At 68.5% G+C, this 15,953-nt stretch carries 17 protein-coding genes and 4 pseudogenes; 16 read left to right on the top strand and 5 right to left on the bottom strand.

The features are described from left to right. On the top strand, positions 1–244 hold a 244-nt coding region (locus AB0I04_RS53595; RefSeq protein ID WP_360904248.1), incomplete at its 5' end, for a nuclear transport factor 2 family protein. Positions 245–353: 109 nt separating this feature from the next. Beyond that, entirely contained in the window at positions 354–665 is a 312-nt protein-coding gene (locus AB0I04_RS53590; RefSeq protein WP_360904245.1) for a hypothetical protein, read from the top strand. A 59-nt stretch (positions 666–724) separates the two neighbouring features. On the opposite strand, the gene AB0I04_RS53585 is transcribed toward AB0I04_RS53590, so the two are convergent. Both AB0I04_RS53585 and AB0I04_RS53580 read right to left on the bottom strand, forming a co-directional pair. Further along, positions 725–1,603, bottom strand: a complete 879-nt coding sequence (locus AB0I04_RS53585; protein WP_360904242.1) for a haloalkane dehalogenase — start codon at positions 1,601–1,603, stop codon at positions 725–727. Between the two features lie 11 nt (positions 1,604–1,614). Beyond that, on the bottom strand, positions 1,615–2,232 hold the full coding sequence (locus AB0I04_RS53580) for a TetR family transcriptional regulator C-terminal domain-containing protein (RefSeq protein ID WP_360904250.1): 618 nt from the start codon (positions 2,230–2,232) through the stop codon (positions 1,615–1,617). Between AB0I04_RS53580 and AB0I04_RS53575 the strand changes: the two genes are divergently transcribed. Both AB0I04_RS53575 and AB0I04_RS53570 read left to right on the top strand, forming a co-directional pair. Then, positions 2,203–2,379, top strand: a complete 177-nt coding sequence (locus tag AB0I04_RS53575; protein ID WP_360904256.1) for a hypothetical protein — start codon at positions 2,203–2,205, stop codon at positions 2,377–2,379. The two genes, AB0I04_RS53580 and AB0I04_RS53575, sit on opposite strands and share 30 nt — an antisense overlap. A gap of 272 nt (positions 2,380–2,651) precedes the next feature. Continuing rightward, a pseudogene (locus AB0I04_RS53570) lies at positions 2,652–3,389 on the top strand (ISAzo13 family transposase); the annotation flags it as partial. 1 nt (position 3,390) lies between these two features. Here AB0I04_RS53570 and AB0I04_RS53565 read toward each other — a convergent pair. Both AB0I04_RS53565 and AB0I04_RS53560 read right to left on the bottom strand, forming a co-directional pair. Next, on the bottom strand, positions 3,391–3,753 hold the full coding sequence (locus AB0I04_RS53565) for a nuclear transport factor 2 family protein (RefSeq protein ID WP_360904239.1): 363 nt from the start codon (positions 3,751–3,753) through the stop codon (positions 3,391–3,393). Between the two features lie 36 nt (positions 3,754–3,789). Beyond that, the gene (locus tag AB0I04_RS53560) at positions 3,790–5,043 is read right to left on the bottom strand and encodes a Glu/Leu/Phe/Val dehydrogenase dimerization domain-containing protein (protein WP_360904236.1); all 1,254 of its coding nucleotides are present in this window, start codon (positions 5,041–5,043) and stop codon (positions 3,790–3,792) included. Here AB0I04_RS53560 and AB0I04_RS53555 point away from each other — a divergent pair. The 10 genes and pseudogenes from AB0I04_RS53555 to AB0I04_RS53510 all read left to right on the top strand — a co-directional run. Then, a complete protein-coding gene (locus AB0I04_RS53555; RefSeq protein WP_360904233.1) occupies positions 5,020–6,243 on the top strand; it encodes a helix-turn-helix domain-containing protein in 1,224 nt (407 codons plus the stop codon). The genes AB0I04_RS53560 and AB0I04_RS53555 overlap by 24 nt on opposite strands. 232 nt (positions 6,244–6,475) lie before the next feature. Next, positions 6,476–7,429, top strand: coding sequence for a thiamine pyrophosphate-dependent dehydrogenase E1 component subunit alpha (locus AB0I04_RS53550; RefSeq protein WP_360904230.1), 954 nt, complete (start codon positions 6,476–6,478; stop codon positions 7,427–7,429). Further along, positions 7,419–8,423 (top strand): transketolase C-terminal domain-containing protein, encoded by a 1,005-nt coding sequence (locus tag AB0I04_RS53545; protein WP_360904227.1) that lies wholly within the window; start codon positions 7,419–7,421, stop codon positions 8,421–8,423. Before AB0I04_RS53550 ends, AB0I04_RS53545 begins: the two co-directional genes overlap by 11 nt. 34 nt (positions 8,424–8,457) lie before the next feature. After that, positions 8,458–9,114, top strand: a pseudogene (locus AB0I04_RS53540) (2-oxo acid dehydrogenase subunit E2); the annotation flags it as partial. Position 9,115: 1 nt separating this feature from the next. Continuing rightward, positions 9,116–9,373 (top strand): lipoyl domain-containing protein, encoded by a 258-nt coding sequence (locus tag AB0I04_RS53535; protein ID WP_360904224.1) that lies wholly within the window; start codon positions 9,116–9,118, stop codon positions 9,371–9,373. After that, entirely contained in the window at positions 9,370–10,611 is a 1,242-nt protein-coding gene (locus AB0I04_RS53530; RefSeq protein ID WP_360904221.1) for an acyl-CoA dehydrogenase, read from the top strand. Before AB0I04_RS53535 ends, AB0I04_RS53530 begins: the two co-directional genes overlap by 4 nt. Next, entirely contained in the window at positions 10,608–11,678 is a 1,071-nt protein-coding gene (gene selD, locus AB0I04_RS53525) for a selenide, water dikinase SelD (RefSeq protein ID WP_360904218.1), read from the top strand. Before AB0I04_RS53530 ends, selD begins: the two co-directional genes overlap by 4 nt. A gap of 4 nt (positions 11,679–11,682) precedes the next feature. Further along, a complete protein-coding gene (locus AB0I04_RS53520; RefSeq protein ID WP_360904215.1) occupies positions 11,683–12,210 on the top strand; it encodes an adenylyltransferase/cytidyltransferase family protein in 528 nt (175 codons plus the stop codon). Beyond that, positions 12,207–13,556: a hypothetical protein gene (locus AB0I04_RS53515; protein ID WP_360904212.1), complete on the top strand. Its 1,350-nt coding sequence runs from the start codon at positions 12,207–12,209 to the stop codon at positions 13,554–13,556. Before AB0I04_RS53520 ends, AB0I04_RS53515 begins: the two co-directional genes overlap by 4 nt. Positions 13,557–13,722: 166 nt before the next feature. Next, positions 13,723–13,842, top strand: a pseudogene (locus AB0I04_RS53510) (IS5/IS1182 family transposase); the annotation flags it as partial. On the opposite strand, the gene AB0I04_RS53505 reads toward AB0I04_RS53510, so the two are convergent. After that, positions 13,838–14,362, bottom strand: a complete 525-nt coding sequence (locus AB0I04_RS53505; RefSeq protein WP_360904253.1) for a hypothetical protein — start codon at positions 14,360–14,362, stop codon at positions 13,838–13,840. The pseudogene AB0I04_RS53510 and the gene AB0I04_RS53505 sit on opposite strands and share 5 nt — an antisense overlap. A 739-nt stretch (positions 14,363–15,101) precedes the next feature. On the opposite strand from AB0I04_RS53505, the gene AB0I04_RS53500 reads away from it, so the two are divergent. Beyond that, entirely contained in the window at positions 15,102–15,398 is a 297-nt protein-coding gene (locus tag AB0I04_RS53500; RefSeq protein WP_360904209.1) for a hypothetical protein, read from the top strand. Between the two features lie 246 nt (positions 15,399–15,644). After that, positions 15,645–15,953, top strand: a pseudogene (locus AB0I04_RS53495) (transposase); the annotation flags it as partial.

Here is a 15,953-nt window from a genome sequence, read left to right as displayed (position 1 = left end):
TCAGACCAAGGCGGACGACCTGGAGCTGCACCGCACTCGAGCGCAGGTGGTGACGAGGGTGGCCGAGGAAGAGTTGACCGTGCTCACCGACGGGCGCACCGGGGTGACGTGGTTTCTCGGCACCGTCGAAGGGACCGTCTCCGGGACGCCGTTCGCGGCCAGGATGCGCTACACCCGTACTTGGCTATACGACGAGACGCACGGTTGGCGAATCATCGCCGTGCACGCCAGCACGGCCGATTGACACAGCCGACACGTTGTCCGACGACCAGCCAGCTGCATGGCCACCGGCGGGGTTCGACCGAAAAGGAACTCGCGCAGCGGCGGGCGCAGGCTAGGGTATCACCACCGCCTTGTCGGCCGACGCCCGCACGCCGCCGCTAACGCGAATCATCCTTCACCACAACACCGGGCCCGTCATCTTCAGTGAAACAGCGACGAGCGCCCCGACGGTGGTGGTCGATCCGACACGGACACTCCAGCGGATGCAGGGCTTCGGCGGATCGCTCACCGACTCCGCGGCCACGGTGCTCTACCGCCTGTCCCCGAAAGCGCGCACGGCGGCGATGCGGTCGCTGTTCGACCCGGCGACCGGGCAACTCACCACCGCCATCGTCCCCTGCGCGAGGCATCGCTCGGCTGGTGGAATGGCTCTGACCGGGTGAGCCCGAGAACCCGGCCAGGGCGCTGCAGCGTCTCGTCTCCGGCTCCCGAAGAATCGTGCTCACAAGTCGAGCAGGAAGTCGCGTATAGCGGTTCCGATCTCGACCGGGGAGTCCTCTTGGACGTAGTGGCTTCCCTTGACGATCACTTCACGCTGGTTCGGCCAGGTCCGGGCGAACTCTGCGGCGCGCCCGACCAGCAGCGCGCCGGGCTCGGCCGCGACGAAGAGCTTGGGGATCGGGCTTTCGGCCAGCCACCGTCCGTAGTCCTCGACGATCTCGACGACGTCGGCGGGGCTGCCGTCGATCGGCATCTCACGAGGGAAGACCAGCGTCGGCACTCGTGACTCCGGGGTGGGGAACGGCGCCCGGTATGCCGCCATCTCCGCGTCGTCCAGCGTTCGCAGGACGCTCTTCGGCAGCACCGTCTCGACGAAGAAGTTCCGCTCCAGCACGAGTTCTTCGCCCTTTTCGGAGCGCATCGCACGGAACAATTCGTCGCGACCGGGCGGGAAGTCCGACCAGGCGCGAGGCTGGACGATCGCCTCCATGTAGGCGATCGCCCTGACCCGTTCAGGATGCCTGCGGGCCCAGTGGAAGCCCAGCGCCGAACCCCAGTCGTGCACGATGAGCGTGACGTGGTCGGTCAGGTCCAGGGCGTCGAACCACGCGTCGAGGTAACGGACATGATCGGTGAAGCGGTACTTCCCGTCCGGGGCGGGGCCGGAGCGGCCCATGCCGGCCAGGTCCGGCGCCAGGCAGCGGCCGTGGTCCTCGACCAGGGGGATGACGTTCCGCCACAGGTAGGAAGAGGTGGGGTTGCCGTGCAGGAACACGATGGGGTCACCGCTCCCCACGTCCACGTAGCTGATCTCCGTCCCGAGGATGCTCGTCCGCTTTCTGGGGAGAGTGTCGGTGCTGCGGATGTCGTCGCTAGCCATGTCGGGTCCCTTCATGCGCACGGGGTGAGTACCGTGGCGAATGTGATCTGTCGGAATCGGTGGAGCGGCTCGGGGCTGCGGTCGACCTTCATGCGAAGGATCGCGCCCTGCCAGGAGGCGAGCAGGAAGTCCGCCATGTCGATGGCCGGCACGTCGAGTCGGATCTGGCCCGCGGCGTCCGCCTCTTCCAGGCAGCGGGCGAACGGCTGACGCCACCGGGCGAATATCCCAGCGAGTCGGGTCCGGATCGCCTCGCTGTGCTCGGGCGCCTCGAGGCTCATGTTCCCGATCAGGCAGCCGTGCTGCCAGCCGCGGTCCTCGAGTCGCTCCGTGATGGCCTCGAAGTAGGCCCGCAGGCGATCCAAAGGCGGTCGCCCGGGGTCCTCCAGCGTCGCCTCGACGACAGACCACGCGTCCGCGAAGTAGCGGTCGATGATCTCCAGCCCGAACGCCTCCTTGGAGGCGAAATGGTTGGTGAACGACCCCTGCGGCACCCCGGCCGCACTGGTGATCTCGCGTACCCCTGCGGTGGTGAAGCCGCGCCGGCGCACCACCTCAAGGCCTTCTCGGAGGAACCGGAGGCGGCGACGGTTGCCGTGGTGATCGGGCTGCCGCTGCCCTACCTGCAGGCCCGGTTCGGCAACTGCACCGTGGCGGGCGTACTCGACAACGGCGTCGGCGTCGACAACGAGGAGCAGGGCCGCATCATCGCGGTCTGCCGCGACCCAGCGAGCGGCTGGGCGGCGGCCTGGCCCCGCTTCCAGCATTTCGACTGAACCCGTCAGTCGAGCGGGCGGGACTGTCATAAAGGTCGTGTGGCTGAGGCGGTGATCCGGAAGGCTGGGGCCGATGCCCCGGCTGGGAAGGATCATCTGTGACCAACCACGACGAGGGCGAGTCGCAGGGCGGGCTGGATGTTCAGCTCGCCGCCGAGCCGATCGAGCGGCGGGTGAGTTCGAACCGCAGATCGTGCCCAAGCACACTCGTCGGGTCCTCCATGAGGCACACCCTCCCAGCGAGCGCCGTATCCGCGCCAGGATGTTCTGATGAACTCGAGGCGGGCGCCGAGCCTTTGGGCCGGGCCCGCCGTCCCGGCAGTGGTCGCAAGCGCCTGGTCGATCTCGATCCAGGGTTGCGCCCGGCCTTGCTGACGCTGGCGGAGTCGGATGAGCGCGGGGACCCGATGTCGCCACTGCGGTGGACGACCAAATCGACCCGGAACCGGGCCGCCGAGTTGACGCGCCAGGGCCACAAGGTGTCCGCCGGCACCGTAGGCGACATCTTGCGCGCCGAGGGGTTCAGCCTGCAGGGCAACGCCAAAACCGTCGAGGGAAAGCAGCACCCGGACCGCGACGCCCAGTTCCGTTACATCAGCGAGCAGATCAAGAAGTACCAGGCGGCCGGGGATCTGGTCGTGTCGGTGGACACCAAGAAGAACGAACTCATCGAGGACTTCAAAGACCCCGGCCGCCAGTGGCGGCCCGCGGGCCGGCCGGTCACAATCGCCACCCATGACTTCCCTGACCCGCACCTCGGCAAGGCCATCCCGTATGGCATCGGCGACCTGACCGCCGATAGCGGCTGCGTCAATGTCGGCACCGACCACGACACCGCCGCGTTCGCCACCGAGTCCATCCGCCGCTGGTGGAATGGCATCGGACGGGCGACCTACCCTCAGGCGAAGCAGCTGCTGATCACCGCGGACGCCGGCGGCTCCAATGGATACCGCACCCGCGCGTGGGAGGCCGAACTCGCGGCGCTGGCCGCCGAGACCGGCCTGGCCATGGTCAGCTCGGCCGGGGCTGATAGGTGCCGTGACCGGCGACGATCAGGCCGTTGCTGAAGGTGAGGATCTCATTGACGAGATGGTCATCTTGGTTGCGATAGTTGATCACGATGGTGTCGACGCCGGTGTAGACGCCCACGACCTCGAAGTGAAGGTCGGGAATCAGTCGAAGGCCTTCGCGCCAATAGGCGCGCAGCGCCTCCTTTCCGCGGATGACGCCGTCGCTGTCCGGCAGGATCCGCGCCGCCACCGGAGAGTGGAAGACGATGTCGTCGGCATAGTGGCTGAGGATCCGGTCCAGGTCGTGGGAGTTCCACTCCTCGGCCCACGTGGCCGCGAAACGCTGTGCTTTGTTGTGTTCCATGTGTGTGCCCCTCCTGACGGGAAGACTTCTCGACGATCAGCGTGCGACGAACCGGGGACCGACGGTGGACAACGATCGCAGTCGTTCGGCGGCCAGTGCTGCCGCGGCTGTCGCGGTGGAGACATCATCCTGTTCGGCGCGGCGGATCACTCCGGCGACGAGGTCGCCGACAGAGCGAACCCGGCGCTCCGCCCGCTCCCTGTCGTGACCGAGAATCTCTTCTTCGAGCGAGATGAGGCCGCCGGCGTTGATGCAGTAATCAGGTGCGTAGAGGATCCCGCGGGTCCGTAGCTGGTCGGCGTGCCGTGGCTCGGCCAGGACGTTGTTCGCGCCACCGGCGATGGTCGCGCATCGCAGGTTGGGTACGGTGTCGTCGTCGACGATGCCGCCGTAGGCACACGGTGCCAGCACGTCGCACGCGGTGGATAGCCACTCGTCGGCGTTCACCGGCGCTGCCCCGATCCGGTCGGCCACGTGTTCGGCGCGGGTGACGTCCACATCCGACACGAGCACTTCCGCCTTCTCGGCCAGCAGTTGCTCGGCGAGGGCCGCGCCGACATGCCCGACCCCTTGGACGAGCACTTTCACACCCTCGAGTGAGTCCGCGTCGAGCCGCGCTCGCACGCATGCCTTGATTCCTTCGAGCACGCCCAGCGCGGTCATCGGAGACGGGTCACTCCGCACACACGAGACTCGCTCGGCCTCCACCGCGATCAGCTCGAGATCGGCGACCCCCGTGCCAGCATCGACACCGGGGATGTACCGGCCGTTCAGGGTCTGGATGAACCTGCCGTGCGCGCGCAGCAGCGCCTCGGTCTTGTCACGCTTCGGATCGCCGATGATGACACTCTTGGCGCCGCCGAGGTTCACGCCGGCGACCGCCGCCTTGAGGGTCATGCCTTGGGCCAGGCGCAGGCAGTCGATGAGCGCTTCCTCGTCGCTGGCGTACGCTCGCATTCTCACCCCGCCGAGGGCCGGGCCGAGCGTGGTGTCATGCACGGCGATGATCGAGCGAAGGCCACTGGCGGCATCGTGGCAGAACACGACCTGTTCGAAGTCGTCGGGAATCATCCGGTCGAATATCGACAAGGCACTCTCCGGGTGGGTCGGATCGGTCGGGATGGCAGGAAACGTAGGTGCTGTCGGCGGCGGCAGGCACCGACAGCGGGTTGCGGCCGGGTGGCCTCCGATCCGACGATTGTCGATTTCCGCTGGTGGCCGGGCCGTGAGACTCTCTGTGCGAAGGGCGAGCTGGGAGCGTGACCTGTGCAACCGGACGAGCTGCAGCATTCCGTCGACACGCTGGCGGCCAGGCTCCGCCGGTCGGTGTCGGTCGACGCCCCCTCGATGCGGTTGCTGGCCGCCAGCCGACATTTCGGAGACGAAGACCCGGCCCGCGTCCGATCAGTGCTTGACCGATACGCCGGTGACGAAGAGACGAAGTTCGTCCTGTCCCAGGGCGTCGCGAACTGGACGCGGCCGGGCCGGGTGCCCGCCCACCCGCCCCACCTCAGCGCACGGTTGTGCGTCCCCCTGCGGTGTCATGGCATCTTGCTGGGCTACCTGTGGCTGATCGATCCCGATGAGACCCTCGGCGACAGGGAGGTCGGCATCACGGCCGAGGCCACCGAGCAGATAGGGCTGCTGCTGTATCGACGCCTGCTGCTTCATGAACGCGAACTGGCGCGCATCGGCTCCCTGCTGCGTGATCTGATCTCGCCTGACACGGCGGCGCGGGCGCGGGCGGCCCAGGAGATCCGAGACGACGGACTGCTGGCCGCCGACGACTACGTCATCATGCTGTCCGCCGAGGCGTTCGGCATGGCCGACGCGAACGCACGCGATCATGCCGCGGTGAGCATCAGCGCGGCAGTCGAGGCGGCCGGGCGCGCCGTCCCACCCCGCACCGTGCTCTCGTCCGCCGATGGTTGCCGGGCCCTCGTCCTGGTGGCCGCCGCTGCACCACCCGCCGAAAAGACGATCAACGAGCTCGTCGCCATCATCGAGCGCGAGTTCACCCGCCGTAAGGGCCCGGGCGACCAGATCGTCATCGGTGTCGGCAGTGCTCGCCATGGCCTCGGCCAGGTGGCGGAGTCGTATCGCCACGCGAGCACGGCGGCGCGCGCCGCGCGGCTGCTTCCCCGGCTTGGGCCGGTGGCCCGCTGGGAGCGTCTGGGGCCGTACGCACTGCTGCTTCAACTGCCCCCGGACCATGTCATCTCCGAGGACTGGATCCCGGCACTCGCGGCGCTCCGCCGAGCGGATCCGCACGGTGGCCTGGTCTCCACGCTTGAGGCGTTCCTTGACAACGCCGGCGACGTGCAGCGGACCGCCAGGCAGTTGCGAGTTCACCGCACCACGCTTTACCACCGGCTACAGCGCATCGAACGGGTCGCCCAGGTCGATCTCCGGGACGGAACCGACCGGCTGACCCTCCATCTCGGACTCAAGCTCGGCAAACTCGCCGACGCCCGGCAGACCCACGGTTGACGCGCTCGATCGAGCCTTCGGCATGACCGCCCCGCGCATCGCCTTGCCCCGGCGCTCAGCGAGAGCGACTCCCGTTTTCATGGCGGCCATCCCCGGCCGTCCGCGACCCGGCGGTTCGACAATCGTCGAGCCAAAGCTGCGGATTTCGCTCACTTTTGTCGCACGCCGGGAGGTCGACGATCGGTGACCATGGCCGTACCCGACCGCTCGACTACCCTCAGCGAGGCCGCCCGTGGATCGACCGACCCTGCTCCGGCTGCACAAGGCGATGGTGATGAGCCGGGCCATCGAAACCTTCTGTATGAGCAAGTCCCCGCACTGGTACGCCGGCATCGGCGAGGAGGCGACCGTCGTCGGTGCGTTCAGCGAACTGCGTCCGGCAGACGTCGCGGTACCGCACTACCGCGGCTCCCTGGTGATCCCGTGGCTGCGCGGCGCGCCGTTGAAAGAGGTGCTCGGACGGGTGATTCAACGTCGTACGAGCGCGACCGCGGGCAGGTTGTACGGACAGTTCTCCGGCGATCTCGATCGCGGCGTCCTGCCCTTCGTCACCCTCGCTCTCGGCCCCAACCTCGCGACCGCGGTCGGGGTCGCGCTGGCCGTCAAACGCAGAGCCGAGGATCGGGTGGTGCTGTGCTCGTTCGGCGACGGCACGGCCGGGACCGGCGATTTCCACGAAAGTCTCAACCTGGCCGCGACGCTGCGAGTACCCGTCGTCTTCGTGTGCCAGAACAACCAGATCGCCATCTCGACCCCAGCGCGGGAGGCGCTCGCGACTGAGTCCGTCACGCGCTGGGCGCGCGGATACGGCCTGCCCACCGCGACCGTCGACGGGAACGACGTCACCGCGGTCGCCAACGCCGTGCAAGCGGCGGTGGACGAGGCCCGCACCCACGACCGGCCGACGTTCGTCGAAGCGGTGACCTACCGCATGACGGGCCACTTCCACGCCGACCCCGCCGGTTACCAGAGCGCCGAGGAACGGGAGGCCTGGCGGGCTCGGGACCCCATCGACCTGCTCGAGGCCCGGATGGAAGGTGATCTCGCGATCCAGCGCCGCGAGCTGCGGGCCGTCTGGGAGGACTGCACAGAACAGGTCCGGCGCGCGGCTGACGAGATCGAGGCGGAGCCATCGCTCACTGCCGATGACCTCGGCGCGGAGGAGGTGTACGAGCATGTGTGCTGAGCGTACGACCGAACGGCTCACCCTCCGGGAGGCGATTCTCGAGGGCATCGCCGAAGAGATGGCGGCGAGCCGCGATGTAGTGGTGGTCGGGCAGGACGTCGGGGATTTCGGCGGGCCCCTGCGCTCCACCGAGGGATTGTGGCGAAAGTTCGGCCCAGACCAGGTGATCCAGACTCCGATCTGCGAGTCGGCGATGGTGTCGATGGGGGTGGGCATGGCTCTGACCGGCTGCCGCCCGATCGTGGAGATCATGTTCACCGACCTGCTGCCGGTGGCCGCGACACCTCTCATCCAACTCGCACCCGGCTACCGTTACCTGTCGAACGGAAAGGGCACGGTCCCGCTCGTCATACGTACGCGCGGCGGCGACGGTCCCTATCGAGCGCACCCGCAGAACTACGAGGCGATCTTCGCCCATTCGCCGGGGCTCACCGTGGTGATGCCCAGCACCCCCGCGGACGGCAAGGGACTGATCAAGAGCGCCATCCGGTCCGGCGATCCCGTGCTGTTCATCGAGAACATCTTTCTCTACAACTCGCCACGGGCCACCGTCCCCGCCGACGATGATCACGTCGTCCCGCTCCGCTCAGCGAAGATCGTTCATCCGGGTACGGACGTCAGCCTGGTCACCTACGGCCGTTGCGTCCGCACCTGCACCACCGCCGCGAGCCGGCTCGCAGAGCACGGCATCGCCGCCGAAGTGATCGACCTGCGCACGGTGAGCCCGTTCGACGAGGCGACCGTGCTCGACTCCGTACGCCGTACGCGGCACCTCGTCGTGGTACACGAGGCATGGGTGAGCGGCGGTCTCGGCGCGGAGATCGTCGCCCGGGTCACCGAGGACGCCATGACGGCGCTTCGCCGACCGCCGGTCCGGCTCGGCGCGCCGCCCGTCCCACTGCCGTGGGCCGAACCGCTGCGCGACGCCGTGCTGCCGACCCCTCAACTCGTCGTGGACAGCGTACGCGACCTGCTTTCCGGATCGCCGTCGTGAGCACTGAGCGGCCGTCGCGCGCCGCGCGCTCAGGCGGATGACCACCGAACGGCTCGTCCGCGCGCATCAGGAGGGCGTCGCCGTCACCGTCATCAGCCGGGCCCGCGCCGAGGCACTGCTGGAGACGAAGGCACGGCTGGCCGGCGCGGGCTCCTTGACCACGACGACCGCGCTGCTCGCACACGTGCTGGCACGGACGCTCGCCGCACATCCCGCCATGAACACCGTCCTGGAGGGGGACGAGCTCGTCCGGCGCGAGTCGGTCAGCCTGGGCGTCGCCGTCGCCCTCGACGACGGGGAACTGACGGTGCCCGTCGTCCATGACGCGGAGTCCTACCCTCTGGACGAACTGGGCGCTCGGCTGCGCACCCTCATCGAGCGGGCAAAGGCGGGCCGACTGCGGCTCGAGGAGGCGCGCGGCGCGGTCTTCCACCTGTCCAACGTGGGCATGGAGCTGGCGCCCGTACTAGCGACGCCCGTGCTCTCCCCTGGGGTGACCGGCGTGCTCCTGGTGGGCGGGGTGCACGAGACACCCATCATCGAATCGTCCGGTGTGACGATCGGGAAGATCGTCGATCTGAGCCTGACGTTCGACCACCGCGTGATCAACGGCGTTCCCGGACTGCGATTTTTCAAGGACTTCGTCGATCGCATCGAATCCATTCGTCCTGACGACCAACTGCGGAGCTGACATGAGGCGGGAAATCAAGCTCGAGGACACCATCTGGGAGGCGAGCGAAGTCTTCGTCTCCGTGTGGTTGCGGAAACAAGGCGACAGGGTCGAGAAAGGCGAGCCGCTCGTCGAGGTGATCACTGATAAGGCGAGCTTCGAGATCGAGTCGCCGGTCTCCGGAACTCTCACCGAGATCCTCGTCGCTGAGGAGGAACGGGCACAGGCGGATCAGGCGCTGGCGATCGTCGACGCCGACGAGGAGGGCAACGGCCGGTGACTCCCACCCACCTCGACGTATCGGCCGGCGATCGGGTGCTCGACTACACGCGACGGTTCCAGAGATTCCACGAGGACGTCGTGGTGCCGCTCGAGGTCGAACTGGCCCGGCAGAAGGTCGGTACGCCATGGCAGCCGGCGCTGGACGACGCGGGACGAATGCATCCACAGGTCTGGCAGGCGCGGCGGGAGGTGCAGCGCAGGGCCGCCGCGGCCGGGCTCTATGCCCCGCACATACCGGTCTCGCTCGGCGGTGGCGGCTTCTCCCGTATGGAGATGATGCACGTCGAGGAGTTCGTCTACCACACCTCCGGTCTCGGGCTCGGACTCGCGGCTCTGGCCTGGACCGAAGGGCCAGCTCCGCATCTCGTACATGCGGGAGCCGCGGTACGCCGCGACTTCGTCGAACCTCTGATGTCGGGCGAGATCACCGCCGCCTTCGCCAACACCGAGCCCGACGCCGGTTCGGATGTGCTGGGCATGCGAACGCGCGCGGAGCGGCGCGGGTCCGGCTGGGTGCTCAGCGGGCGCAAGGCGTGGATCACCAACGCGCCCTATTGCGACGCCGCCCAGGTGGTGGCCGTGACCGAACCGGGAGCGGGCACGCGCTCGCTGACCATGTTCCTCGTGGAGGCGGACCGGCCGGGTTTCCGGCGCGGTCCGGACAACCGCACCATCTTGGACGACGGAATGACCGGTGAGCTTATCTTGGAGAACGTCCAGGTACCGGACGAGAACCGGATCGGCGAGGTCGGCCAAGGGTTCGCGATCGCGATGACGTTCATCAACTGGCGTCGCGTATGTCGTGGCGGCATGTGCGCGGGCTGGAACCGGCTGCTGGTGGAACGCGCTGTCCGGTACGCCAAGGCCCGGCAGTACGGCGGCGAGCCGATCGCCGCCCTGCAGTCGGTGCGGCATCAGCTGGCCGACATGGAGGCCGATCGCTACTCGGCCCGCGCAACGTCCCTGATGGCGCAGGCCGAGCTGGATGAGCTCGGCCCGTTCGCCGTGCCGCTCGCGCCTGCGGCCCGGCGCTTGATCAGCGTGCTGAAGGTGGTAAACGACGAAGCGTTCTTCCGCATCGCCGATCGGGCGGTGCAGATCCACGGCGCGGCCGGGCTCCGGCTGGGTTCGGTCGAGGAGAAGCTGTTCCGCCTTGCCCGAAACCTTCGCATTCCGGCGGGCACAGTGGAGATCCAGCGCAACGCCATCGCCCGCGAGCTGGTGGCGGGCGCATGACCGCGCTGCCGACCGGGCGCAGGCTCACCGAGTATTCGCCGGGCGGCGGCTGCGCCTGCAAGCTGCCGAAACAGGTTCTCGACGAGGTGCTGGACCGGGTTCGGGTTCGACCAGTGCCCGACCCCGCGGTCCAGGTGGGCCTGAACCCGGCCGACGACGCCGTCGTCTACGCGGTCGATGAAACGCGCGCCTGGGTGTTCACCTGTGATTTCCTCACCCCGATCGTCGACGATCCCTACGATTGGGGCCGGATCGCCGCGGCCAACGCCCTCTCGGACGTCTACGCCATGGGTGGCAGGCCGCTCCTGACGCTAAACCTGCTCGCCTGGCCCGCGGACCTGACCGCTTCCCCCATGTTGGGGGAGGTGTTGCGCGGCGGCGTGGACATGGCCCGACAGGCCGGTGCATGGGTGCTGGGCGGGCACAGCATCACCGATCCGCTACCGAAGTACGGCATGGTGGCCGTCGGCGAGGCCGATCCCGGCATGCTGCTCACCAAGGACGGCGGCATGCCCGGTGACCTCCTGGTGCTCACCAAACCGATCGGCGTCGGCGTCATCGCCAGTGCCGCAAAGCGCGGCGTGGCCACGGAAGCCGCCGTCGCCACGGCCGTGGCGACCATGACGCGACTCAACGCCGACGCTGCGACCGTCGCCCGCGACGCGGGACTGCGCGCGGCGACCGACGTGACCGGCTACGGGCTGGCCGGGCATCTTCATGAGCTCACCCTTGCCAGTGATCTTGCGGCACAGGTGTTCACCGGAGACGTCCCGGTGCTGCCCGCGGCCCGTGAGCTCGCCGAACAGGGGCATGCGACCGACGGCGGCGAACGCACCCGGATGACGGGCGTCGCCGACGGCTGGTTCGTCCCGGGGCGAGCGCGCGAACCCGAACAGGTGCTGGTCTGCGACCCGCAGACCTCAGGCGGTCTGCTGCTGGCCGTGCCGCCGGCCCGACTGGACCAAGTGTTGGCCGGACTGCGCCGCGCCGGCGACCGGACCGCGACCGTGGTGGGACGGCTGGTCGTCGGCCCCGCCGGTCACGTCATGCTGCGAACGGACGGTTGAGCCGATGCGCCTCGCATGCGTCACCGGACGCTTCCAGCCCGTCCACAATGGGCACCTCGAGTTGTTCGCTGCGGCCATCGCCGAGCACGACCTGCTGATCGTCGCGGTCACCAACCCGGATCCCGAGTTCAGAGCCCTAGAGGACACCGCGCCGCACCGGCATCGAGACGACGCGAACCCGTTCACCTACTACGAGCGATACCGACTCCTCACCGCGGCCCTGCGCTGCCAGGGCCTCGCCGGGCGGGCGGCGATCGTGCCGTTCGATCTCGCGCGGCCCGGCTGTTGGGCGAACTACGTGCCATTGTCGGCGACCCAGTTCGTGCGTGTCTTCACCACCTGGGAACGGACAAAGGCGCGACGACTGTCCGAAGGCGGCTATCGCGTCGTGGCACTCGTCGGCGACCCCGCGACGAAGCTTTCCGCCACCACCGTTCGTGCCGCGCTGCGCACCGGTCAGGGATGGGAACGGTATGTCCCGGCCGGAGTCGCCGACGTCCTCCGCACGATGCCGTACCGGACACGGCGGTGAGCCCGCGGGCGGCGGGGTATGGGGAGACCCAGCCCCGCCTGGACGACGATCGGCTCCCCGTGGTGCTCGTCATCCTGGATGGTCTCGGTGACCGGCCTGTACCGGAGCTGGGTGGGCGGACACCGGCGGAGGCGGCGCATACACCCATGCTCGACGCTCTCGCCCGGCGCGGCGCCAGCGCCTGGCACCTGCCGTTCGGATGGGGCCGTGCACCATCGTCTGAGCTCGCGCACTGGGCGATTTTCGGCTACCACCAGGTGCCCTTTCCCGGCCGGGCGGTGATCGAAGCGCTCGGCGGCGGAATCGAGGTGCCGTACGACGTGCCAGCCTTCCACGCGTGCCTGCGCACGTCCACGATCGCGGACGGCAAGGTCTGGATCACCGGGCGAGCCGCACCCGATGACGCTGACGACGTCGCCGCCCTCACCGCCGAGTTGGCCCCGGTCTGCCGAGAACACGGTGTGGGCCTTCACCCGTTGCCGCCCGTGGGCCGTGGTGAGGCTCTGCTGATCACGCCGGACCTCACCTCGGCGGACGTCACCGACTCAGATCCGTTCTTCGAGAACCGCCATCCGTGGCTGCGACCCCGGCCGACCGCTCCCGAGGGCACAGCGACGGCCGAAGCGCTCACCGACTTCCTCCTCGCGTGCCGCCGGCAGCTGACCACCGGTCCCACCAACGCAGCTCGGCGCGGCCACGGCAGGCCCGCACTGGACGTGCTCACCACGAAGTGGGCGGGCATCCGACGGCCGGTGCCCGGCTTCACCGAGTGGGTCGGCGTGCCAGGCGCCGCCGTCACCAGCACCCGGCTATACCGCGGCCTCGCGGCCCTCCTGAGCCTCCGCGACCTGCCGATCCGCCCGCGACCGAGTCTGGAGCGGGACCTGGCCGACCGCGTCGACGCCGCGCTCGGCCTACTCGACGACGGCGCCGCGTTCGTGCACATCCACACCAAGGCCACCGATGACGCCGGTCACCGCAAGCAGCCCTATGCCAAGCGTGACGTGCTCGAACAACTCGACGCCGGTCTGACCGGCCTGCTCACGCTGGCCGACCGTGCGGTCGTGGCGGTGACCGGCGACCACGCCACCCCGTCTACCGGCGGCGTGCTGCACACCGGCGACCCCACGCCCTTCGTCGTCGCCGGCCCGACCGTACGGCCCGACTCGATCGACCGGTTCGGGGAGAACTGGGCCAGAGCCGGGGACTACGGGATCATCACCGCGACGGATCTGCTGCCGATACTGTTCGGCCACGCCAACCGTCCTGCGTTCCTCGGCCACCGGCCGGCGGAACACTGCACGATCGCATTGCCCGACGACCCGATGGCCATGCCCGCGGACTGACGAGCGATCCACGTTCCACGATCTCGATCAGGCGGAGTTCATGGTGGACATCCGCTGGCCCAGTGGGCGTCATTCTCGCTATCCAGTGCACCGCCGCCACAGCACCGAGGTCGTGGCAGCCATCGCCGAGCGACCGGTTCGACGCGACAGGCGATGCTCGCATCCCTGGCGGTATGTGGAGGAGACCGTCATGCTGCTGTCGGCCCGCTCACCCAAGCTCACCCAGGCGTTGCGGAAGGCCGCCAAGGACGGGCTGACCCACGTGATCCTGGACGGGACGCTCATCCACGGGGCCGGAACCCATAAGAGACCGGCAGGAAGTCGGCCTCGAAGATCGGTTCCAGCACCAGCTTCAACGCCGCCTGGACCACCCGGTCGGCGATCGTGGGAATGCCCAGCTTGCGGACCTTCCCCGATCCTCCAGGCTTGGGAATCGCGCGTTCTCGCACCGGCAGTGGCCGGAACGAACCGTCCTTCAACGCACCGCGCAGATCGTCCAGGAAGCCGGGCACCCCGATGCGCTCCTCGACCTCGGTCAGGCCGTCGACGCCGGGGGTGTTCGCGCCCCGGTTGCCCGCGACCCGATCGAACGCCACCAACAGCGTCACCGGGTCATGCACGAAGTTGAACAGGTCGTCGAACCGGCGGCCAGGATCGGCCACCGCCCAACGGTGAAGCTTGGCCTGCATCCCCGATACCCGCGACCACGACCCCATCGGGGCATCACCGCGAGCGCCACCATTCGGTGGCGCATCTTTCGGCATTACAGCCTCCATCTTCTCGTTACCGCTGTCGCCCTTTCCCATGCGACCGGCTCTCCCGGCCTCGGAGTACTACGGCGACTCCGCCCCGCCCCGGAGCGATCAGCCGACGGTGGACTCAGCCGCCGCCCCACACTGGACGCGTGAGCACAGCGGCAGAACCGGGACGGTTCCCGTGTTCACTGCGATTCGCTCGATCGGTGAGGAGCCCGACTCTGCCCCAGCAGCCTCGCTACGAGTACGCCGCAGACCTTCCCCGCAGCCTCCCGGTCACCGGCTTCACGACTCCCGGAAGTTCCCCGCCAAAGACAGGTACGCGCTGCTCCCGGCCCACATCCGCCAGGTTCGAGCCGGTAAAGCGTTGAGGGGCGTTACAACGCCGGTTCCTCTCATACTCCTTCCGATCCCGCTCACCGGGCCCACATCGTCTGGCAGTACCGACGCACCCCGGCTTTGTCAGGGCTGCTCCCACCCTCCCCGGCACCTCCCGGATCAGGCTGCCCTCAGCTCCAACCAGGCCGCTGCGACGGCCCGGCGATCAAGGTCTCCCACCTCCACTCGAATCCACAGCGCCTCACGGCGCACGAAAGCCGCCCTCAACGCCTTCGAGATCACCTTCGACGGACGGCTCTCCGCCGCCCGCCGCTAAATCCCTGACAACACCAGAAACACCGTTCACTGGACAGACCCACCTCCTCGCCGTGCCGGCTCCGGTGCTGTGTCAGGGTGATGACGGCCCCGACGTCCGGGGACGCCGGGGCCTTCATAGCTCTCACCTGCACGGATGAAGTTTTCGGCACACGCAAGTCGGCTGGACCGGCTTGAGGCATTCCTGGACGGCTACGACCAGCACGCCCTGCGCCACGGCGGCCCGGGCCTGCGCGACTGGACGGACTGGCTCATCGCCAAACGCGGCCAAATCTGCAATCACGGCTGGTCAGGCCACGTTCGTCATATCGCCCTTCCAGACGGTTGGGACCACTGGGACCTACCCCAAGAACAAGCGCGACTCGTCATCGAGGTGCTGTTCGACCTTCTTGACGAATACCTCGCCGACCGTGAGGCTGGCTCGACCTGCTGATCGGGTCCCCTGACTCTGCCCCGCACCCGCGTGCCGAACGATCTGCGACCCCGCCCGGTGGAGGGCGCCTGGGCGCGCATGAAGAAGAGCCTAGCCAACCTCGCCATGCGCACCGTCGACCAGCTGATCGCCGCGGTCAATAACCGACTCAAACGCATGCAGTACCACCCACCGGCTTCATCGCTAAGTGGGTGTTTGAGAAGTTGATCTCGGTCGGTGTGGCTACGTGATCTCCGGTGTCGGTTTGTGGAGGCTTGCAGGGTGTCTCGGGAACCTCGCTATCCCTCGGACCTGACCGACGATCAGTGGGCGCTGGTCGAGCCGCTGCTGCCACCCGCCGGTGAGGGTGGCAGGCCGGAGAAGCATTCACGGCGGGCGGTGGTGGACGCGGTGTTGTACGTGGTGCGCACCGGCTGCTCCTGGCGGCAACTGGCCTGCGGATTTCCCGCCGTGGCAGACCGTGTACTGGTACTTCGTGCGGTGGGAGAAGCAACGGGTCACTCTGAAGGTGCTCGATACGCTGCGCCAGCAGATCAGGGTGGCCGACGGGCGTGA

Origin of the sequence: Actinoallomurus sp. NPDC050550, from assembly GCF_040655075.1 — a bacterium.
Lineage (GTDB): Bacteria > Actinomycetota > Actinomycetes > Streptosporangiales > Streptosporangiaceae > Actinoallomurus.
This window is presented reverse-complemented; position numbering and strand designations above follow the sequence as displayed.